The 15,986-nt window shown below is 60.6% G+C and carries 12 protein-coding genes; 9 read left to right on the forward strand and 3 right to left on the reverse strand.

The features are described 5' to 3' along the window. Window positions 1–12 precede the first annotated feature (12 nt). Entirely contained in the window at window positions 13–1,725 is a 1,713-nt protein-coding gene (locus AWU82_RS00280; RefSeq protein WP_064383269.1) for a cation:proton antiporter, read from the forward strand. On the opposite strand, the gene AWU82_RS00285 is transcribed toward AWU82_RS00280, so the two are convergent. Then, complete coding sequence (locus AWU82_RS00285) at window positions 1,722–2,930, reverse strand: ammonium transporter (RefSeq protein WP_064383270.1); 1,209 nt, start codon at window positions 2,928–2,930, stop codon at window positions 1,722–1,724. The two genes, AWU82_RS00280 and AWU82_RS00285, sit on opposite strands and share 4 nt — an antisense overlap. A gap of 318 nt (window positions 2,931–3,248) precedes the next feature. On the opposite strand from AWU82_RS00285, the gene AWU82_RS00290 reads away from it, so the two are divergent. The 8 genes from AWU82_RS00290 (at window position 3,249) to AWU82_RS00325 (ending at window position 14,591) form a co-directional block, all read left to right on the forward strand. Next, window positions 3,249–3,563: an ElaB/YgaM/YqjD family protein gene (locus AWU82_RS00290; protein WP_064383271.1), complete on the forward strand. Its 315-nt coding sequence runs from the start codon at window positions 3,249–3,251 to the stop codon at window positions 3,561–3,563. A 2-nt stretch (window positions 3,564–3,565) separates the two neighbouring features. Further along, entirely contained in the window at window positions 3,566–3,952 is a 387-nt protein-coding gene (locus AWU82_RS00295; protein ID WP_011335280.1) for a phage holin family protein, read from the forward strand. Next, window positions 3,949–4,287 carry a hypothetical protein gene (locus AWU82_RS00300; protein ID WP_064383273.1) on the forward strand — a complete coding sequence of 113 codons (339 nt, stop codon included), beginning with the start codon at window positions 3,949–3,951 and terminating at the stop codon, window positions 4,285–4,287. Before AWU82_RS00295 ends, AWU82_RS00300 begins: the two co-directional genes overlap by 4 nt. Window positions 4,288–4,411: 124 nt before the next feature. Further along, window positions 4,412–5,575: an EAL domain-containing protein gene (locus tag AWU82_RS00305; RefSeq protein WP_064383275.1), complete on the forward strand. Its 1,164-nt coding sequence runs from the start codon at window positions 4,412–4,414 to the stop codon at window positions 5,573–5,575. A 68-nt stretch (window positions 5,576–5,643) separates the two neighbouring features. Further along, entirely contained in the window at window positions 5,644–6,972 is a 1,329-nt protein-coding gene (locus tag AWU82_RS00310) for a deoxyguanosinetriphosphate triphosphohydrolase (RefSeq protein WP_064383277.1), read from the forward strand. A 348-nt stretch (window positions 6,973–7,320) separates the two neighbouring features. Beyond that, on the forward strand, window positions 7,321–7,947 hold the full coding sequence (locus tag AWU82_RS00315) for a response regulator transcription factor (protein ID WP_011335284.1): 627 nt from the start codon (window positions 7,321–7,323) through the stop codon (window positions 7,945–7,947). Between the two features lie 8 nt (window positions 7,948–7,955). Next, window positions 7,956–11,600, forward strand: a complete 3,645-nt coding sequence (locus AWU82_RS00320) for a transporter substrate-binding domain-containing protein (protein WP_064383279.1) — start codon at window positions 7,956–7,958, stop codon at window positions 11,598–11,600. Window positions 11,601–11,648: 48 nt separating this feature from the next. Then, window positions 11,649–14,591, forward strand: a complete 2,943-nt coding sequence (locus tag AWU82_RS00325) for an HD domain-containing phosphohydrolase (protein WP_064383281.1) — start codon at window positions 11,649–11,651, stop codon at window positions 14,589–14,591. Here AWU82_RS00325 and msrC read toward each other — a convergent pair whose 3' ends face one another. Together msrC and AWU82_RS00335 are read right to left on the reverse strand one after the other, a co-directional pair. Then, the gene (gene msrC / locus AWU82_RS00330; RefSeq protein ID WP_011335287.1) at window positions 14,592–15,074 is read right to left on the reverse strand and encodes a free L-methionine (R)-S-oxide reductase MsrC; all 483 of its coding nucleotides are present in this window, start codon (window positions 15,072–15,074) and stop codon (window positions 14,592–14,594) included. Further along, on the reverse strand, window positions 15,071–15,961 hold the full coding sequence (locus AWU82_RS00335; RefSeq protein WP_064383282.1) for an ATP-binding protein: 891 nt from the start codon (window positions 15,959–15,961) through the stop codon (window positions 15,071–15,073). The genes msrC and AWU82_RS00335 overlap by 4 nt, the downstream gene beginning before the upstream one ends. Window positions 15,962–15,986 lie beyond the last annotated feature (25 nt).

The following is a 15,986-nucleotide window of genomic DNA, read 5'->3' on the forward strand; positions in this document are numbered from 1 at the left end:
CCGGAGTGTCTTGTGTTTGCCAATCTGCTGATCATTCTGGCGTCGTCCCTGGTGATGATTGCCCTGTTCCGACGCCTGCGCCTGCCCCCTGTGCTGGGCTACCTGTGCGTGGGGTTGATGGTCGGGCCGAAGGCGTTCGACTGGATCAATGAAAGCGAACACTTGCCGGATCTTGCCGAACTGGGCGTGGTGTTTCTGCTGTTTTCCCTGGGGCTGGAATTCTCTCTGTCGAAAATGATTGCCCTGCGCCAGGTGGTTTTCCGTCTGGGCAGCCAGCAGGTAGTGATCACCACTCTTTTACTGGGAAGCGTGCTGATGCTGCTGGGCATGCCGGCCATACCGGCCTTGCTGCTGGGCGCCGGCCTGTCGCTGTCATCCACGGCGATTGTGACCAAGGAATTGGGCAGTCTCGGCGAAATCTTCAGCAGCCACGGCCAGAACGCCGTCGGCGTTCTGTTGTTTCAGGATGTGGTAGCCGTATTGCTGCTCACGCTGGTGCCGGTATTCGCCGGCAGCAGTGATCAGGCCTGGTACTGGGCGCTGCCCCTGACCTTGTTGAAGACCGTATTGCTGTTTTTCGGTTTGTTGCTGGCCAGCCGCTGGCTGCTGCCCCGCCTGTTCCAGGAAGTCGCGGCGTCGCGCTCGCCGGAGCTGTTCGTGCTGCTGGCCCTGGTGATCGTATTGCTGACAGCCTGGCTGACCCACCTGCTGGGCCTGTCTCCGGCCCTCGGCGCCTTCCTCGCGGGCATGCTGCTGGGCGAGAGCCATTACCGGCATCAGATCGAGGCCGATATCCGGCCGTTTCGCGACATTCTGCTGGGACTGTTTTTCGTCAGCATCGGCATGCTGATCGACCTGCAACTGTTCGCCAGCCACAGCCTGCTGATTATCGGCATGACTCTGGGATTACTGGTTATCAAAGGTCTGGTGGTGGCGCTGTTGGTGAAATGGCGCGGCAGCGACAGTGAAACGGCCTGGCGCAGCGGCCTTGCCCTCGCCCAGGGCGGTGAGTTCTGCTTCGCCCTGATGGCGCAGATGCAACAGACACGGCTGCTCCCCGCCGAACTCGGTACCCTGCTGCTCGCCGCCACGTTCTGCTCGATGCTGCTGACACCCCTGCTGTTACGCGCCGCTCCACGCATCGCCGCCGCCCTGCACCGCAAGCCCAATCAGGAAGCACAGATCGAGGAAATCAGTGCCCTCAATGCCGGGTTCGACGGGCATGTGGTGATCTGTGGCTACGGCCGTGTCGGCCAGTCGATCGGACGCTTCATGCGCAATGCCGGGCAAACCTACGTCGCGCTGGACAACGATCCGGTGCGGATACAGGAAGCCGCCACCGCCGAACGCGACGTCCACTACGGCGATTCAACCCGCGGCGATCTTTTGATCGCCGTCGGCTTATTGCGCGCCAGATTGCTGGTGATTGCCGTGGACCAAGCCGACGTGGCCCTGCGGGTTCTCAAGGAGGCCCGACGCCTCAACCCGACAGTGCCGATCCTGGTGCGCACCCGGGACGACAGCCAGTCGGCCGAGTTGAAAGCAGCCGGCGCCAGCGAAGTGGTGCCGGAACTGCTGGAGTCGAGCCTGATGCTCGGTTCCCATGCCCTGATCCTGCTTGGGTTTCCCGCGCACCGGGTGCAGGAGAAAGTCGATCAGGTGCGCATTGATCGTTATCGCCTGCTTCACGGTTTTTACCCCGGAGCCGACGATGAAGAGACCTAGTCCTGGCTCACCGCGCCGATCTTGTGCAGCGACAGGTCAGCGCCGTAGTACTCCTGTTCCTGGCTCAGGCGCAGACCATGCAGCGCCTTGATCGAGCCGTACACGGCGAAACCGCCGATCAACGCCACCGCCACTCCAAGGGCGGTGCCGATCAACTGGCTGATCAGGCTGACACCACCGAGCCCACCCAGCGCGGTCGAGCCGAAAATTCCGCAGGCAATGCCGCCCCACACGCCACACAGACCGTGCAATGGCCAGACACCCAGCACATCGTCGATCCGCCATTTGACCTGCGCCGCCGTGAAGCACCAGACAAACAGGGCACCGGCAATCGCGCCGGTCATCAGCGCGCCGACCGGGTGCATCAGGTCGGAACCGGCGCACACCGCCACCAACCCGGCCAACGGGCCGTTGTGCAGGAAGCCCGGATCGTTGCGCCCGACGATCAACGCCGCCACCGTGCCGCCGACCATCGCCATCAGCGAGTTGACCGCCACCAGTCCGCTGACCCCTTGCAGAGTCTGCGCGCTCATCACGTTGAAGCCAAACCAGCCGACGATCAGAATCCACGAACCCAAGGCCAGAAACGGAATGCTCGACGGCGCGAACGCGACCAGCTTGCCGTCACGATAGCGTCCGTTGCGCGGCCCGAGCAGCAGCACTGCCGCCAACGCCAGCCAGCCGCCCATGGCATGCACCACCACCGAACCTGCAAAGTCATGGAAAGCGGCGCCAAACTGCGCGGTCAGCCAGGCTTGCAGACCGTAGTTGCCGTTCCAGATCATCCCTTCGAAAAACGGGTAAATGAACGCTACGATCAGCGCCGTGGCGCACAGTTGCGGCACAAACCGCGCCCGCTCGGCGATGCCGCCGGAAATGATCGCCGGGATCGCCGCCGCGAAGGTCAGCAGGAAGAAAAACTTCACCAGTCCATAACCATGATCGGCACTGAGCACCGCCGCCGGTTGCAGGAAGGTCACTCCATACGAAAGCCAATAGCCTATAAAGAAATAGGCGAGGGTCGACACCGCGAAGTCGCTGAGAATCTTCGACAGTGCGTTGACCTGGTTTTTCTGGCGAACCGTTCCGACCTCCAGAAACGCGAAACCGGCGTGCATGGCCAGAACCATGACTGCACCGATCAGAATGAACAACGTATTGGAACTGTGGACCAGCGTGTCCACAGCGCTTTGCAGATTTTCCATGAGGAGGCAGACCCGAGGCTGAAAAAGGCACCAAAGCGGTTCATGCGCACATTTCATGCACCAAGTTGCGACCACGCAGTCACTGATCCGGTAGGTCGGTGAACCGCTTTGGCGCACAAGGTCGATGGGCTGACATGAACCTTCATCATCCGGGCCTTGCTCTGCCCGGCTTCGCGCCCGGCAACAGCGCACTGCCACCGATCGACGCACCACGACACAGCAAAAGTTGTACCAGCCATTTGCACTGAACCTTCACTCTTGGCTCATACTCGAACGCTTCAGAACACCGCTTCAGAACGCCACTTACGGAGATCCCCCATGGCCAGCATCAAGGCAAAGACTGCTCAAGAAATCCTGATGAACGACTTCCAGACCCTGGTCAGCGACACTGAACGCTTGCTGGAGCACACCGCCACGCTGGCCGGTGATCAGGCTGACGAGCTGCGCGAACAGATCCACGAAAGCCTGCTGCGCGCGCGGGAAACCCTGAAGCTGACCGAAGACACCCTGCGCGAGCGCGGTCAGGCGGCGGTCACCGCGACCGAGGAATATGTGTCGACCAACCCTTGGCAATCGGTGGGCATTGCTGCTGGCGTCGGCTTCCTGATTGGCCTGCTGGCCACGCGGCGCTGATCATGTCGATCGGTGAATCCGGCCCGAACTCGGGCACCGCCTCCTCCACGCGTCGTCTGGGTGCTGCCGTTCTCGGTCTGCTGCACAGCCATGTCGAGTTGTTCGGCATCGAACTGCAGGAACAGAAAGCACGCACCGTCAGTCTGTTGCTGTTCGCCGGCCTGGCGCTGGTGTTTGCGCTGCTGTTGCTGGTCGGCCTGTCGACCCTCGTACTGATCGTGTTCTGGGATACGTATCGCCTGGCTGCAATCATTGGTCTGTGCGTGTTCTACACCCTGGCGGCAATCTTTTGCGCGCTGCGTCTGAAGGCCGCAATCTTCGATGAATCCTCGCCCTTCCACGGCACGCTGGAAGAACTGGCCAATGACCGGGAGCGCCTGCTGCCATGAGCCTGCCTGAACTTCCGCACAACAGCTCACGCCGGGAAATGCGCAAGGCACTGATCCGTCTGCGCATGGAAATGCATCGTCAGGAAATCCGCCACGAAACCGGCCAGGTACTGCAACCTCTGCAACGCATGCGTGGCATGACGCAAAACCTGCAGGGCGGTTTCGGCATCAAGCACGCGCCGTTATGGGGCGTGGCGGCCGTGACGCTGCTGGGCTTCATCACCGGTAAAGGGGCCAAAAACGGTGGTGTCGGCGGCTTGACCCGCCTGATCCGCCTCGGCACCAGCCTCGCTCCGCTGATCAAGCTGGTCATGCAGAGTTCGAACAAGCGCTGAAACCCTCGCATCTGGCTGCATTCTTGCAACACCAGCGGGATTGAATCTCTTATCCGGAGGTTCAATCCCGCTTGCCTATCCGGCCGGCAGAATTCGACCAGAACAAGAACGACAAGGAGGCCCCGTGATCGACGGGCAACCGCTCGCCTGCTTTCAACCCTTCATCGATACCGCCACCGGACGCATTGCCGGCGTCGAGGCACTGGGTCGTCTGCGTCAGGCCGATGGCCAACTGGCATCCGTCGGACCGCTGTTCGCCGACCCGCGTACACCGGCCATCGCGCTGCGCCGACTGGATCGGCAGATACGCGACAACGCGCTGAGCCGATTGCACGAAGCACCGCCGGACTGGTTTCTCAGCCTGAACATGTCACCGCGCTGGATCAGTCGCTTGCGGGCCGACCAGGCACTGCCGAGCCTGAAACAGCTCGCCCGGCATGGTATCGACCCGCAACGGATTGTTTTCGAGATCACCGAACTCGGCGGTAACAGTCAGCGCCTGAGCGAAGTCGTGGCACGCTATCGCGATGCCGGCGCCCGGATCGCCATCGACGATTTTGGCGCCGGTTATTCGCAGCTCGATCGAGTGCTGGCGCTGCAACCGGACATTCTCAAACTCGACATGCGCCTGTTTCAGGCGGCCGCACTGGGCGGGCCAAGCAGCGACGTGGTCAAGGCCCTCGCGCAAATGGCCGAAAAAACCGGCTGCTGGATCATTGCCGAAGGCGTGGAAACCGACGCGCAACTGAATTTTGCGCTGGAATGTGGATCGCGCTACGTTCAGGGTTTTCTGTTCGCCCGGGCACAGGAGGCGCTTTTCGGTACCAATGACTTCGTTGAACGCTTCGCCGGCCTGCGCCAGTCGTATGTGCGTCAGAAGCTGGCCGAACGCAGCAAATGGATGTTCATGCGCCAGCAACTCAGTGAACTCATGACCATCCTGCAAACCTGGGCCCAGGCCCGCGCCCCGCTCAGTGCCCTGCCGCAGCTCGATGCCTTCCCGTGGCTGCTGCGTTTTTACCAATGCGACCGTCACGGCACCCAACTGACGCCGAACCTGGAATGGCGCTCCAGCGGCTGGGTCGCCGACAATCGCTACCTGGGTCACAACTGGTCGTGGCGACCGTACTTCTATCATCTGCTGGCTGAGGGCTGGGAAGAACGGCGACTGACCCTTTCCAACACCTATCGCGATGCCACCAGCAATCAATATTGCCTGACCGCCGGACAGTTTTTCGATAATGGCGAGCGCCTGCTGCTGATCGACATCGATGCGGCGGGCTTGTAGTTGCGCTTGCAGATGCCAGCCTGAACCGGGAAGCTAGGGAACCAGTCACCCGACGGAGAGAATCAGCCTTGGATTGGCATACCCTGCTCAACCGCGAACGTCTCGGCAAACCGTTGCACAGCCCGCAGGAACTTGGCCGCAGCCCGTTCCATAAAGACCATGACCGCATCATCTTCTCCGGTGCCTTCCGCCGCCTGGGGCGCAAGACCCAGGTGCATCCGGTGTCGAGCAACGACCACATTCACACGCGCCTGACCCACTCGCTGGAAGTCAGTTGCGTCGGCCGTTCGCTGGGCATGCGCGTCGGCGAAACCCTGCGCCGCGCCCTGCCCGAATGGTGCGAACCTAGCGATCTGGGCATGGTGGTCCAGTCGGCCTGCCTGGCGCACGATATCGGTAATCCACCGTTCGGCCACTCCGGCGAAGACGCGATCCGTCACTGGTTCCAACAGGCTGCGGGGCGCGGCTGGCTGGATGCGATGAGTGACGCCGAACGCGGCGATTTCCTGAACTTCGAGGGCAATGCGCAGGGTTTCCGAGTGCTCACGCAGCTGGAATACCACCAGTTCGACGGCGGAACCCGGTTGACCTACGCCACCCTCGGCACCTACCTGAAGTACCCGTGGACCGCCCGTCACGCCGATTCCCTCGGTTACAAGAAGCACAAATTCGGCTGCTATCAGAGCGAGCTGCCGTTGCTTGAGCAGATCGCTCACAAACTCGGTCTGCCGCAACTGGAGGAGCAACGCTGGGCGCGCCATCCGCTGGTGTATCTGATGGAGGCGGCGGACGACATCTGTTACGCCTTGATCGATCTGGAAGATGGCCTGGAAATGGAGCTGCTGGAGTACGCCGAAGTCGAGTCGCTGCTGCTTGGCCTGGTAGGCGATGATCTGCCGGAAACCTATCGTCAGCTCGGCCCGCAGGATTCACGCCGGCGCAAACTGGCGATCCTGCGCGGCAAGGCCATCGAGCACCTGACCAACGCCGCCGCCCGGGCCTTCGTCGAACAGCAGGACGCATTGCTGGCCGGTACGCTGCCGGGGGATCTGGTGGAACATATGCACGGTCCGGCCAAGCGCTGCGTGCTGAACGCCAAGGACATCGCCCGCAAGAAAATCTTCCAGGACAAGCGCAAGACCCTGCATGAGATCGGCGCCTACACGACCCTGGAAATTCTGCTTAACGCGTTCTGTGGTGCCGCCCTGGAACAGCACAACGGCCGCACGCCGTCGTTCAAGAGTCGTCGAATTCTCGATTTGCTGGGGAACAATGCGCCGGATCCGCACGGCCCTCTGCACGCGTCATTCCTGCGAATGATCGATTTCATCGCTGGCATGACCGACAGCTACGCCAGTGACATGGCGCTGGAAATGACCGGACGTTCCAGTCATTGACACTTGCCACCCGATCGGTCTGCAATGGATCGGTCGGGCCCGGGGAGGCGGAAGCGAAACGACAAATACTTCCGTCGGGACTTGTTCAGAAAGCTCAAAGATAAAAGCAGAAACAATCAATTGCGCCTCACTCTTTTAAACTTCCCCGGCATCGATGATGCTTGATCATGAACAATCCTTGAACATCTCACGCCTCTACCTACGCCAAACTCAGTTAACACGTAGTCTGATTCCTCTTTGTTTGTAGGATTACTCCTAGATTGCCGCTACCCCCCTGTCAGTTCATGCGAGCGTTCATTCATCTGAGCTAAGGTTCGCCCTTTATTTGCGCTCGTATGGGATTTGATTATGAACTCCGTTTTTATTGTCGACGATCACCCGGTCATCCGCCTTGCCGTTCGAATGTTGCTGGAGCATGAAGGCTATAAAGTCGTTGGAGAAACCGATAACGGTGTCGACGCCATGCAGATGGTTCGCGAATGCATGCCCGACCTGATCATTCTCGACATCAGCATTCCCAAGCTCGATGGCCTGGAGGTCCTGGCCCGCTTCAACGCCATGAGTTCGCCCTTCAAGACGCTGGTATTGACTGCGCAATGTCCGACCCTGTTCGGCATTCGCTGCATGCAGTCAGGTGCATCGGGTTATGTGTGCAAACAGGAAGACCTGAGCGAACTGGTCAGTGCGATCAAGGCAGTTCTTTCCGGCTACAACTATTTCCCCAGTCAGGCGTTGAACCCTGTTCGTCACGATGACGTGCGTTATGCGGAGCTGGAGCTCTTCAAATCCGTCAATGATCGTGAACTTATGGTCTTGCAACTTTTTGCCCAGGGCCGCACCAACAAGGAAATTGCCAAAGGCATGTTCCTCAGCAACAAAACTGTAAGCACTTATAAAAAACGACTGATGCAAAAACTGAAAGCCAAGTCTCTCGTAGAACTTATTGAAATGGCCAAACGTAACGCACTCGTGTGAGAGTCAACATGTCCAGCCGTTTAATGAGTGTTCTGATTGCATGGAGTGCATGTCTGGGGTTTTGCACCTCTCTGACAGCCGCATCACCCGCCTCGCAAGACTTCACCCTGCTGGGTCGCTCGACCGAGCGGACAGTGCAGGCTGTGTTCGACCCATCGCAGGTGGCGTGGCTGCACAGTCGCAGCGAGTTGATTCTGGGGACCTCCGCACCCGACTATCCTCCCTTCGACATGACAGCCAGCGGGCACGACTACGAAGGATTCACGGCGGATTACGCCATGCTCGTTGGTCAGGCAACCGGTCTGCCGATAAGGGTCAAACGGTTCCCCTCGCGGGAAGCGGCCATACGGGCATTGATCGACGGTCACATCGACATGCTTGGCACTTCCAACGGATTTGAAGCAGAGAACACCGATATCGTGCTGTCCAGGCCCTACGCCATTGATCAACCAGTCCTTGTGACGCGCGAAGGCGAAACCCGCACGCTGACCGAAGGTCTGGCAGGCCTGCGGCTGAGCATGCTGTATCACTACTTGCCGCTGGAAGATGTCAAGGCCATCTATCCCAAAGCCCTCATCACCTCCTATCCGTCCTATCAGAACGCAATCAATGCGGTAGCGTTCGATCAGGCGGACGTGTTCCTCGGTGACACCATTTCCACCCATTACATGATCAGCAAGGGATACCTGAACAACATCCGCATGGCCAACTTCGGCAAGCACGAAGCCCATGGTTTCAGCTTCGCCGTGCATCGCAACAATCCGCAGCTGCTTGCCATCATCGATACCGTGCTCAAGGCCGTGCCCGGCAGCGAGCGCGAAAACATCGCCAAGCGCTGGAGCGTCGGCAGCGACACACTTCTGACCGACCAGAAACTGCAACTGACCAAGCGCGAAGAGCAATGGCTGAAAAAGAATTCGGTCGTGAGCGTGGTGGTCAACGAAGCTTTCGCACCTCTGACGTTCTTTGACAGTGACGGCAATTTTCGCGGCATCAGCGCCGACTTGCTCGAACTCATCCGGCTGCGCACCGGACTGCGCTTCGAAATTCGCCGCAGCCGCAGCGACGCCGAAATGATCAAGCAGGTCGAGCACCACCAGGCTGACCTGATCGCGGCCCTGCTGCCTACCGCTCAACGCGAGGAAACCCTGAACTTCAGCCGCCCCTATCTGGAAAATTCATACGTACTGTTGACCCGGAAAGCCGCCGACAGTCCCACGCACCTTGGGCAACTCAAACGCAAGCGTCTGGCGATCGCTCAGGGCAATCCGATGATCGAATACCTGCGCAGGGAGTTTCCACGCATTCAACTGATCGAAACGCCGGATACTTTCAGTGCCGTGGCGCTGCTGGACGAAGGTCAGGTCGAAGGCGCAGTCAACTCCCTGGTCATCGCAAACTACTTCATTGCATCGCGAACCTTCGAGCATCCCTTGCAGATCACCACCACCATCGGCACCCGTCAGGCGGCTTTTTCTCTGGCGACTGCACGGGACAACACAGAACTGAGCTCGATCATCGATAAATCGCTGATGAGCATCACGCCCGAAGAACTGGGCATCATCAATGGGCGCTGGCGTGGCTACTCAAGCGTTTCGCAAGGCACATGGCGTCAATATCAACGCTTTTTCTATCAAGTCATCGGCGGCGCCTGCCTGCTGTTGCTGCTGTCACTGCTCTGGAATGCTTACATGCGGCGCCAGATCAAACAGCGCAAGTCGGCGGAACGGGCCTTGAGCGATCAACTGGAATTCATGGGTTCACTGGTCAACGGTACGCCCCATCCAATCTACGTGCGAGATCGTGAGGGTCTGCTGCAAAGCTGCAATGACAGTTATCTTCAGGCGTTCAATGCCCGGCGCGAAGACGTCATCGGCAAAAGCGTGATGCAGGGCGCCTTGAACAACGCTTGCGAGGCCCTGACCTATCAGGCCGACTATCAGCGGGTAGTGGCCGAAGGCCGACCGCTTGTGCTCGACCGGCCGCTCCAGATCGGCAACCGACACCTGACGATCTATCACTGGATCCTGCCGTACCGGGACTCCAGCGGCGAAGTCCAGGGAATCATCGGCGGCTGGATCGACATCAGTGAACGCCGCGAGCTGCTCGATGAGCTGCGTGCAGCAAAGGAGCGGGCGGACGATGCCAGCCGGGCCAAGAGTACGTTTCTGGCGACCATGAGCCACGAGATCCGCACGCCGATGAACGCGGTGATCGGCATGCTCGAATTGACGCTCAAGCGCATGGACAAGGCTCATCCGGATCGCTCCGGAATCGAAACGGCCTACCATTCGGCCAAGGACCTGCTGGGCCTGATCGGCGACATACTGGACATTGCCCGCATTGAGTCCGGGCGACTGAGCCTGAACCCCGAGCGAATCAATCTGGTCGACACCATTGGCTCGGTGGTCAGAATCTTCGAAGGGCTCGCCCGGCAGAAACAGCTGTCACTGACCCTGTCCGTCTCTCCCCCTGAACTGAATGTCGATGTGCACCTCGACCCTCTGCGCTTCAAACAGGTGCTGTCGAACCTGATCAGCAATGCCATCAAGTTCACTGAAGCAGGACAGATCAGGATCACGCTGGATGTACTACCCACCGATGATCCCGAACGCTCGATGATGCAATTGACCGTACAGGACAGTGGCATCGGGATATCGACGCAGGATCAGTTGCGATTGTTCGAACCCTTTGCCCAGGCCGGCAACGGCGGGCCGCGAACGGTAAGCGGCACAGGGCTGGGGCTGGTTATCAGCCGCAACCTCTGCGAAATGATGGGTGGAAAGCTGCGGTTGAGCAGCCTGGCCGGAATCGGCACCCAGGTCACTCTGTCGCTGCCGCTGGCCATTCTGCCTGCAGAAGTGCCAAGCACCGAAGACGAACCGCAGATCCAGGCGTCTCTCACTCCGCTGACCGTTCTGGTGGTTGATGACCATCCGGCGAATCGGCTGCTGATGTGCCAGCAGCTGGAATACCTCGGCCATCGTTTCTGTATCGCCGAAGATGGCCAGCAAGGGCTGGAGCAATGGAAAAACGGCGAATTCGATCTGGTTATCGCCGATTGCAACATGCCCGTCATGAGCGGTTACGAGCTGACCCGGGCCATTCGTCAGCACGAAAAGCTCACCCGCCGACCTGCCTGCACGGTGCTGGGGTTCACCGCCAATGCCCAGCCGGAAGAGATTCTGCGCTGCAAGCAGGCAGGCATGAACGACTGCCTGTTCAAGCCCCTTAGCCTGACCAGCCTGAGTCAATGGGTCGACAGTGTTCAGCCACTGTTCCGCGCACCTGTGTTCAATCTGCAGGGACTGACGCTGCTGACCGGAGGCAATCCTGCCCAGACCCATCGATTGCTGACAGAACTGCTCAGCAGCAGTCGCCTTGACCGACAGGAGTTGCAGGCGCTGTCCCTCACCCGGGATCCCCCCGCACTGGCCGTCATCGCACACAAGATCAAGGGCGCCGCGCGCATTGCCCAGGCGTCGCGCCTGATCGACTGTTGCGATGCGCTTGAACAGGCCTGTCTGCAAGCACTGCCGGAGGATGAGATCGAGCGTCGCTGCCGGGCCAGCCGTCTTGCCATCCTGGAACTGGAGCAGGCACTGGAGCAGCAACTGGTCCGGCTCACCCGAAGCAAAGTGGCCGGAGCTTAACTATGCTTGAACGCTGAGCAGTGTGCTTACCTACACGGAGAGTCCGCAATGCCCAGCCCACTGCGCCCGGAACAACGCCGGTTTCCGCTGCACGTGCATATCAGCGTCATGTTCACCTTTCTGCTGTTGCTCACCGGAGTGGTGCTGGGTCTGTTCAACTATCGGCAGACCACGCAGATCATCCTGTCGAGCAGCGAAAAGCTGTTCAACCGCATCGAGCAGGATGTGCGCCTCGATCTGCAGGCCACTTACGCACCGATCCGACACCTGCTGAGCCTGCTGGCGGAGACCCCCGCCGCCCGCTCTTCCGGCCTCGAAGCGCGCCTGGCGTTGCTCAAGCCGTTCAGCCAGTCCCTGACGGACAATCCGGATCTGGCCTCGCTGTACCTGGGGTATGGCAACGGCGATTTCTTCATGGTCCGTCCGTTGCGCACATCAGCGCTGAAAACCCTGCTCAAGGCGCCGGACTCGGCGTCCTTTCAGGTCTGGAGTATCGAGCACGACGCCAGCGGCCAGACGCATTCACAGTCGTTGTTCTTCGACCAGGCACTGTCCCCGGTCGGCCGGCAGGACAACCCCGACGACCCTTATGATCCCCGCAGCCGGGCGTGGTACATCAACGCGCGGCAACAGACCGAACAGATCACCACCGAACCCTACGTCTTTTTCTCCACCCACAACGTTGGCACGACGCTGGCGAGGCGCAGCGGTGATGACGCGGTGATCGGCGCCGACCTGACCCTCGACGCACTCTCCGCAACCCTGATCAAGCACGTGGTGACACCGGCCACGCAAATCGTCCTGTTCGACGCCGATGGCAACGCCGTGGCTTACCCCGACAGTAGCCGACTGATCGTCGATGACCGAACGGCGCGTCTGGCCAAGGCTGCCGACTTGAGCCCCGCCCTTGACGCCTTGTTGTCCGGCCATCAGGGCAATCGGCTCAAAGCCGACGGCCGGCTATGGATCGTCGCCCGCAGCCAGTTGCAGGAAGGAGGACCGAAAGGTTTGCAGATGGCGTTGCTGGTGCCGGAGGACGAGTTACTGGTCGACGCCTATCGCATGCGCTGGCAAGGCGCACTGATCACATTGGCCACCCTGCTGCTCTGTCTGCCGCTGGGCTGGCTGATCTCGCGAATTCTGGTCAAGCCGCTGCATGCGCTGGTCAAGGAAGCCGATGCGATCCGCAGTTTCGACTTCAACTTTCCCATGACCCGTCGATCGCTGGTACTGGAGATTGACCAGTTGAGCCTGTCGATGGCGCGCATGAAAGACACCCTGGCCAGTTTCTTTCGGATCACCGACAGCCTGACGGCGGAAACCCGCTTCGAACCGCTGCTGCAGCGGGCGCTGTTCGAGACCGTGCAGATCGCCCAGGCTCAGGCGGGCCTGATCTATCTGCGGGAAAATGACGGCAATCGCATGGAGCCCTACGGGCTGGTGGTCGATGGCGCCTCTCAAGCCCTGACCGCGTTCGACATTCAGGGACGCAACCTTGACGCTACTCAGGGGCCCGAATGGTTTCGGCAATTGGCGAGCGCCGACACAGTCGTGAGCAATCTGGGCTTCGAACAGGCCACCGATCTGCGCAAAGTGCTGCTGGCCATGGCGTCACCGAGGGTTCATCTGATCGGTATCCGTTTGCATAACCGGCACAACGAAACCGTCGGCCTGCTGGTGCTGCTGATCAATGACAGCGGCACGGCGAGTGATCTGGAAAAGCTGCGGCCCGACCGTATCGCCTTCCTGCAAGCAGTGTCCGGGGCGGCGGCGGTGAGTATCGAGAGCCAGCGCCTGCAAGCCCGGCAGAAACAACTGCTGGACGCGTTCATTCAATTGCTGGCCGGCGCCATCGATGCCAAGAGCCCTTATACCGGCGGGCATTGTCAGCGCGTGCCGGAACTGACCCTGATGCTCGCCCAGGCCGCTGCAGCCAGTCAGGCGCCGGCCTTCAGCGCTTACCAGCCGAACGAAGATGAATGGGAGGCCTTGCACATCGCCGCCTGGCTGCACGATTGCGGCAAAGTCACGACCCCGGAATACGTGGTCGACAAAGCCACCAAACTGGAAACCCTGAACGATCGCCTGCACGAAATCCGCACTCGCTTCGAAGTGCTCAAGCGCGACGCCTGGGTCAGCTACTGGCAAGCCTTGGCGATGGGCGGCGAAGCGCAGCAACTGGCCGACCTGCGTGACGCAACCCTGACAGCGCTGGATGACGATTTTGCATTCGTCGCCCACTGCAATCTGGGCAGTGAAGCGATGGCCGAGGCCGACCTGCAACGTCTGCAAGGCATCGCCCGACGTACCTGGACGCGCACGCTGGATGATCGGCTGGGCCTGTCATGGGAGGAGAACCGGCGTCAGGCACGCACCCCGGCACCGCCCTTGCCGGTCACCGAACCATTGCTGGCAGACAAGCCGGAGCATCTGCTGGAGCGCGCCGAAGGTGAGTTGATTCCAGAGGACAATCCGTGGGGCTTCAAGCTCGACGTGCCGCCCTATAAATACAATCGCGGCGAACTGTACAACCTGAGCATCCCCCGGGGCACGCTGACCCGCGAAGAACGCTACATCATCAACCACCACATGGTGCAGACGATCCTGATGCTCAGTCACCTGCCCTTCCCCGGGCATCTGAACAGCGTCGCGGAAATCGCCGGCGGGCATCACGAAAAAATGGATGGCACCGGTTATCCCAAGCGCCTGAAACGCGAGGACATGAGCCTGCCGGCGCGCATGATGGCGATTGCCGACATCTTCGAAGCCCTGACCGCCGCCGACCGCCCGTACAAAAAGGCCAAGTCCCTCAGTGAAGCGCTGGGGATCATGGCCACCATGTGCCGCGAAGCGCACATCGATGCCGAGCTGTTCGGGCTGTTCATCCGCGATGGCGTGTATCTGCAGTACGCCACGCGGTTTCTCGATCCACGGCAGATCGATGCCGTGGATCCGGCGGCCGTGCTGCTCAAGGCGGGCCTGGCGGCGTGATCAGCAGTCGGTCAGGCGCAGGAAGATCGCCGCCAGTTGCTCGATCCCGGCCTGATCGTCTGCACCGAAACGCGCGAGCTTCGGGCTGTCGAGGTCGAGCACGCCGATCAGGCGACCGTCCTTGACCAACGGGACCACCAGCTCGCTGTTCGACGCGCTGTCGCAGGCGATATGGCCGGGGAACGCGTGAACGTCTTCAACCCGTTGCGTTTGCAAACTGGCAGCTGCCGCGCCGCACACGCCGCGTCCGAACGGAATGCGCACGCAGGCGATCTGGCCCTGGAACGGACCGAGCACCAGCTCCTCGTTGCGATTGAGGTAGAAACCGGCCCAGTTCAGATCATCGAGCTGGTTGAACAGAAACGCCGAAAACTGCGCGGCGTTGGCGATGAAATCGCGCTCGTCCGCCAGCAGCGACTCCAGTTGTGCGGCCAACATGCCATAGCCTTCGAGGCCCTGGCCGCTCTGTTGCAAATCAATCATGCCTTGTGCTCCAACAATTTCAGTCCCACCCAGTAACGGGCGAATTGGTACGCGCAACGTCCGTTGCGGTTGCCACGGCCGGTTGCCCAGCGCACGGCGAGGATGTCCAGTTGTTCGTCGCGCTGCCAGTCCAGACCGGCCTTGGCGGCCAACTGGCCGATCCAGTGCTCGACGACGTTGAGGAAATGCTCCTGGGTAAACGGATAGAACGACAGCCACAGGCCGAAGCGATCCGACAGCGCGATCTTGTCTTCCACCGCTTCGCTCGGATGCAGCTCACCATCGACGCGCTTCCAGTTTTCGTTGTCGCTTTCCTTTTCCGGCACCAGATGGCGACGGTTGGAGGTGGCGTACAGCAACACGTTGTCCGGCGCCTGTTCGAGCGAGCCGTCCAGCACGCTTTTCAGTACGCGGTAGTCGCCTTCGCCGGACTCGAACGAGAGGTCGTCGCAGAACAGCACAAAGCGCTGCGGCAGCTTGGCGATCTGCTCCACCACCCGTGGCAGGTCCGCCAGATGATCGCGCTCGATTTCGATCAGACGCAAACCGGCCTTGGCGTGTTCAGCCAGCAGCGCGCGCACCAGCGACGATTTACCGGTGCCGCGCGAACCCCAGAGCAGCGCATGGTTGGCCGGCATGCCGTCGAGAAATTGCTGAGTGTTGCGGCCCAGTTGCTCCAGCTGGCGGTCGACGCCTATCAGGTCCGACAGACGCATGTCGAGGCTGACTTCCAGCGGCAGCAGATAACCGCTGCGCCCGTCACGCTGCCAGCGTGCGGCGAGGCAGGTGCCCCAGTCGATGACCGGGCGTGGAGCCGGCAGCAGCGGTTCGATCCGCGCCAGAACCGACTCGGCGCGCTCAAGAAAAGCATTCAATCGGGAATCCACGTCTTCTCCTCGGGCTCGTTCACAG

Origin of the sequence: Pseudomonas glycinae (assembly GCF_001594225.2) — a bacterium.
In the GTDB taxonomy this organism is placed as follows: domain Bacteria; phylum Pseudomonadota; class Gammaproteobacteria; order Pseudomonadales; family Pseudomonadaceae; genus Aquipseudomonas; species Aquipseudomonas glycinae.

Coding starts and splice junctions, on each gene's coding strand:
- AWU82_RS00290 (WP_064383271.1), top strand. CDS start 3,249: ATGGCCAGCATCAAGGCAAAGACTGCTCAAGAAATCCTGATGAACGAC.
- AWU82_RS00320 (WP_064383279.1), top strand. CDS start 7,956: ATGTCCAGCCGTTTAATGAGTGTTCTGATTGCATGGAGTGCATGTCTG.
- AWU82_RS00325 (WP_064383281.1), top strand. CDS start 11,649: ATGCCCAGCCCACTGCGCCCGGAACAACGCCGGTTTCCGCTGCACGTG.
- AWU82_RS00315 (WP_011335284.1), top strand. CDS start 7,321: ATGAACTCCGTTTTTATTGTCGACGATCACCCGGTCATCCGCCTTGCC.
- AWU82_RS00295 (WP_011335280.1), top strand. CDS start 3,566: ATGTCGATCGGTGAATCCGGCCCGAACTCGGGCACCGCCTCCTCCACG.
- msrC (WP_011335287.1), bottom strand. CDS start 15,074: ATGATTGATTTGCAACAGAGCGGCCAGGGCCTCGAAGGCTATGGCATG.
- AWU82_RS00300 (WP_064383273.1), top strand. CDS start 3,949: ATGAGCCTGCCTGAACTTCCGCACAACAGCTCACGCCGGGAAATGCGC.
- AWU82_RS00285 (WP_064383270.1), bottom strand. CDS start 2,930: ATGGAAAATCTGCAAAGCGCTGTGGACACGCTGGTCCACAGTTCCAAT.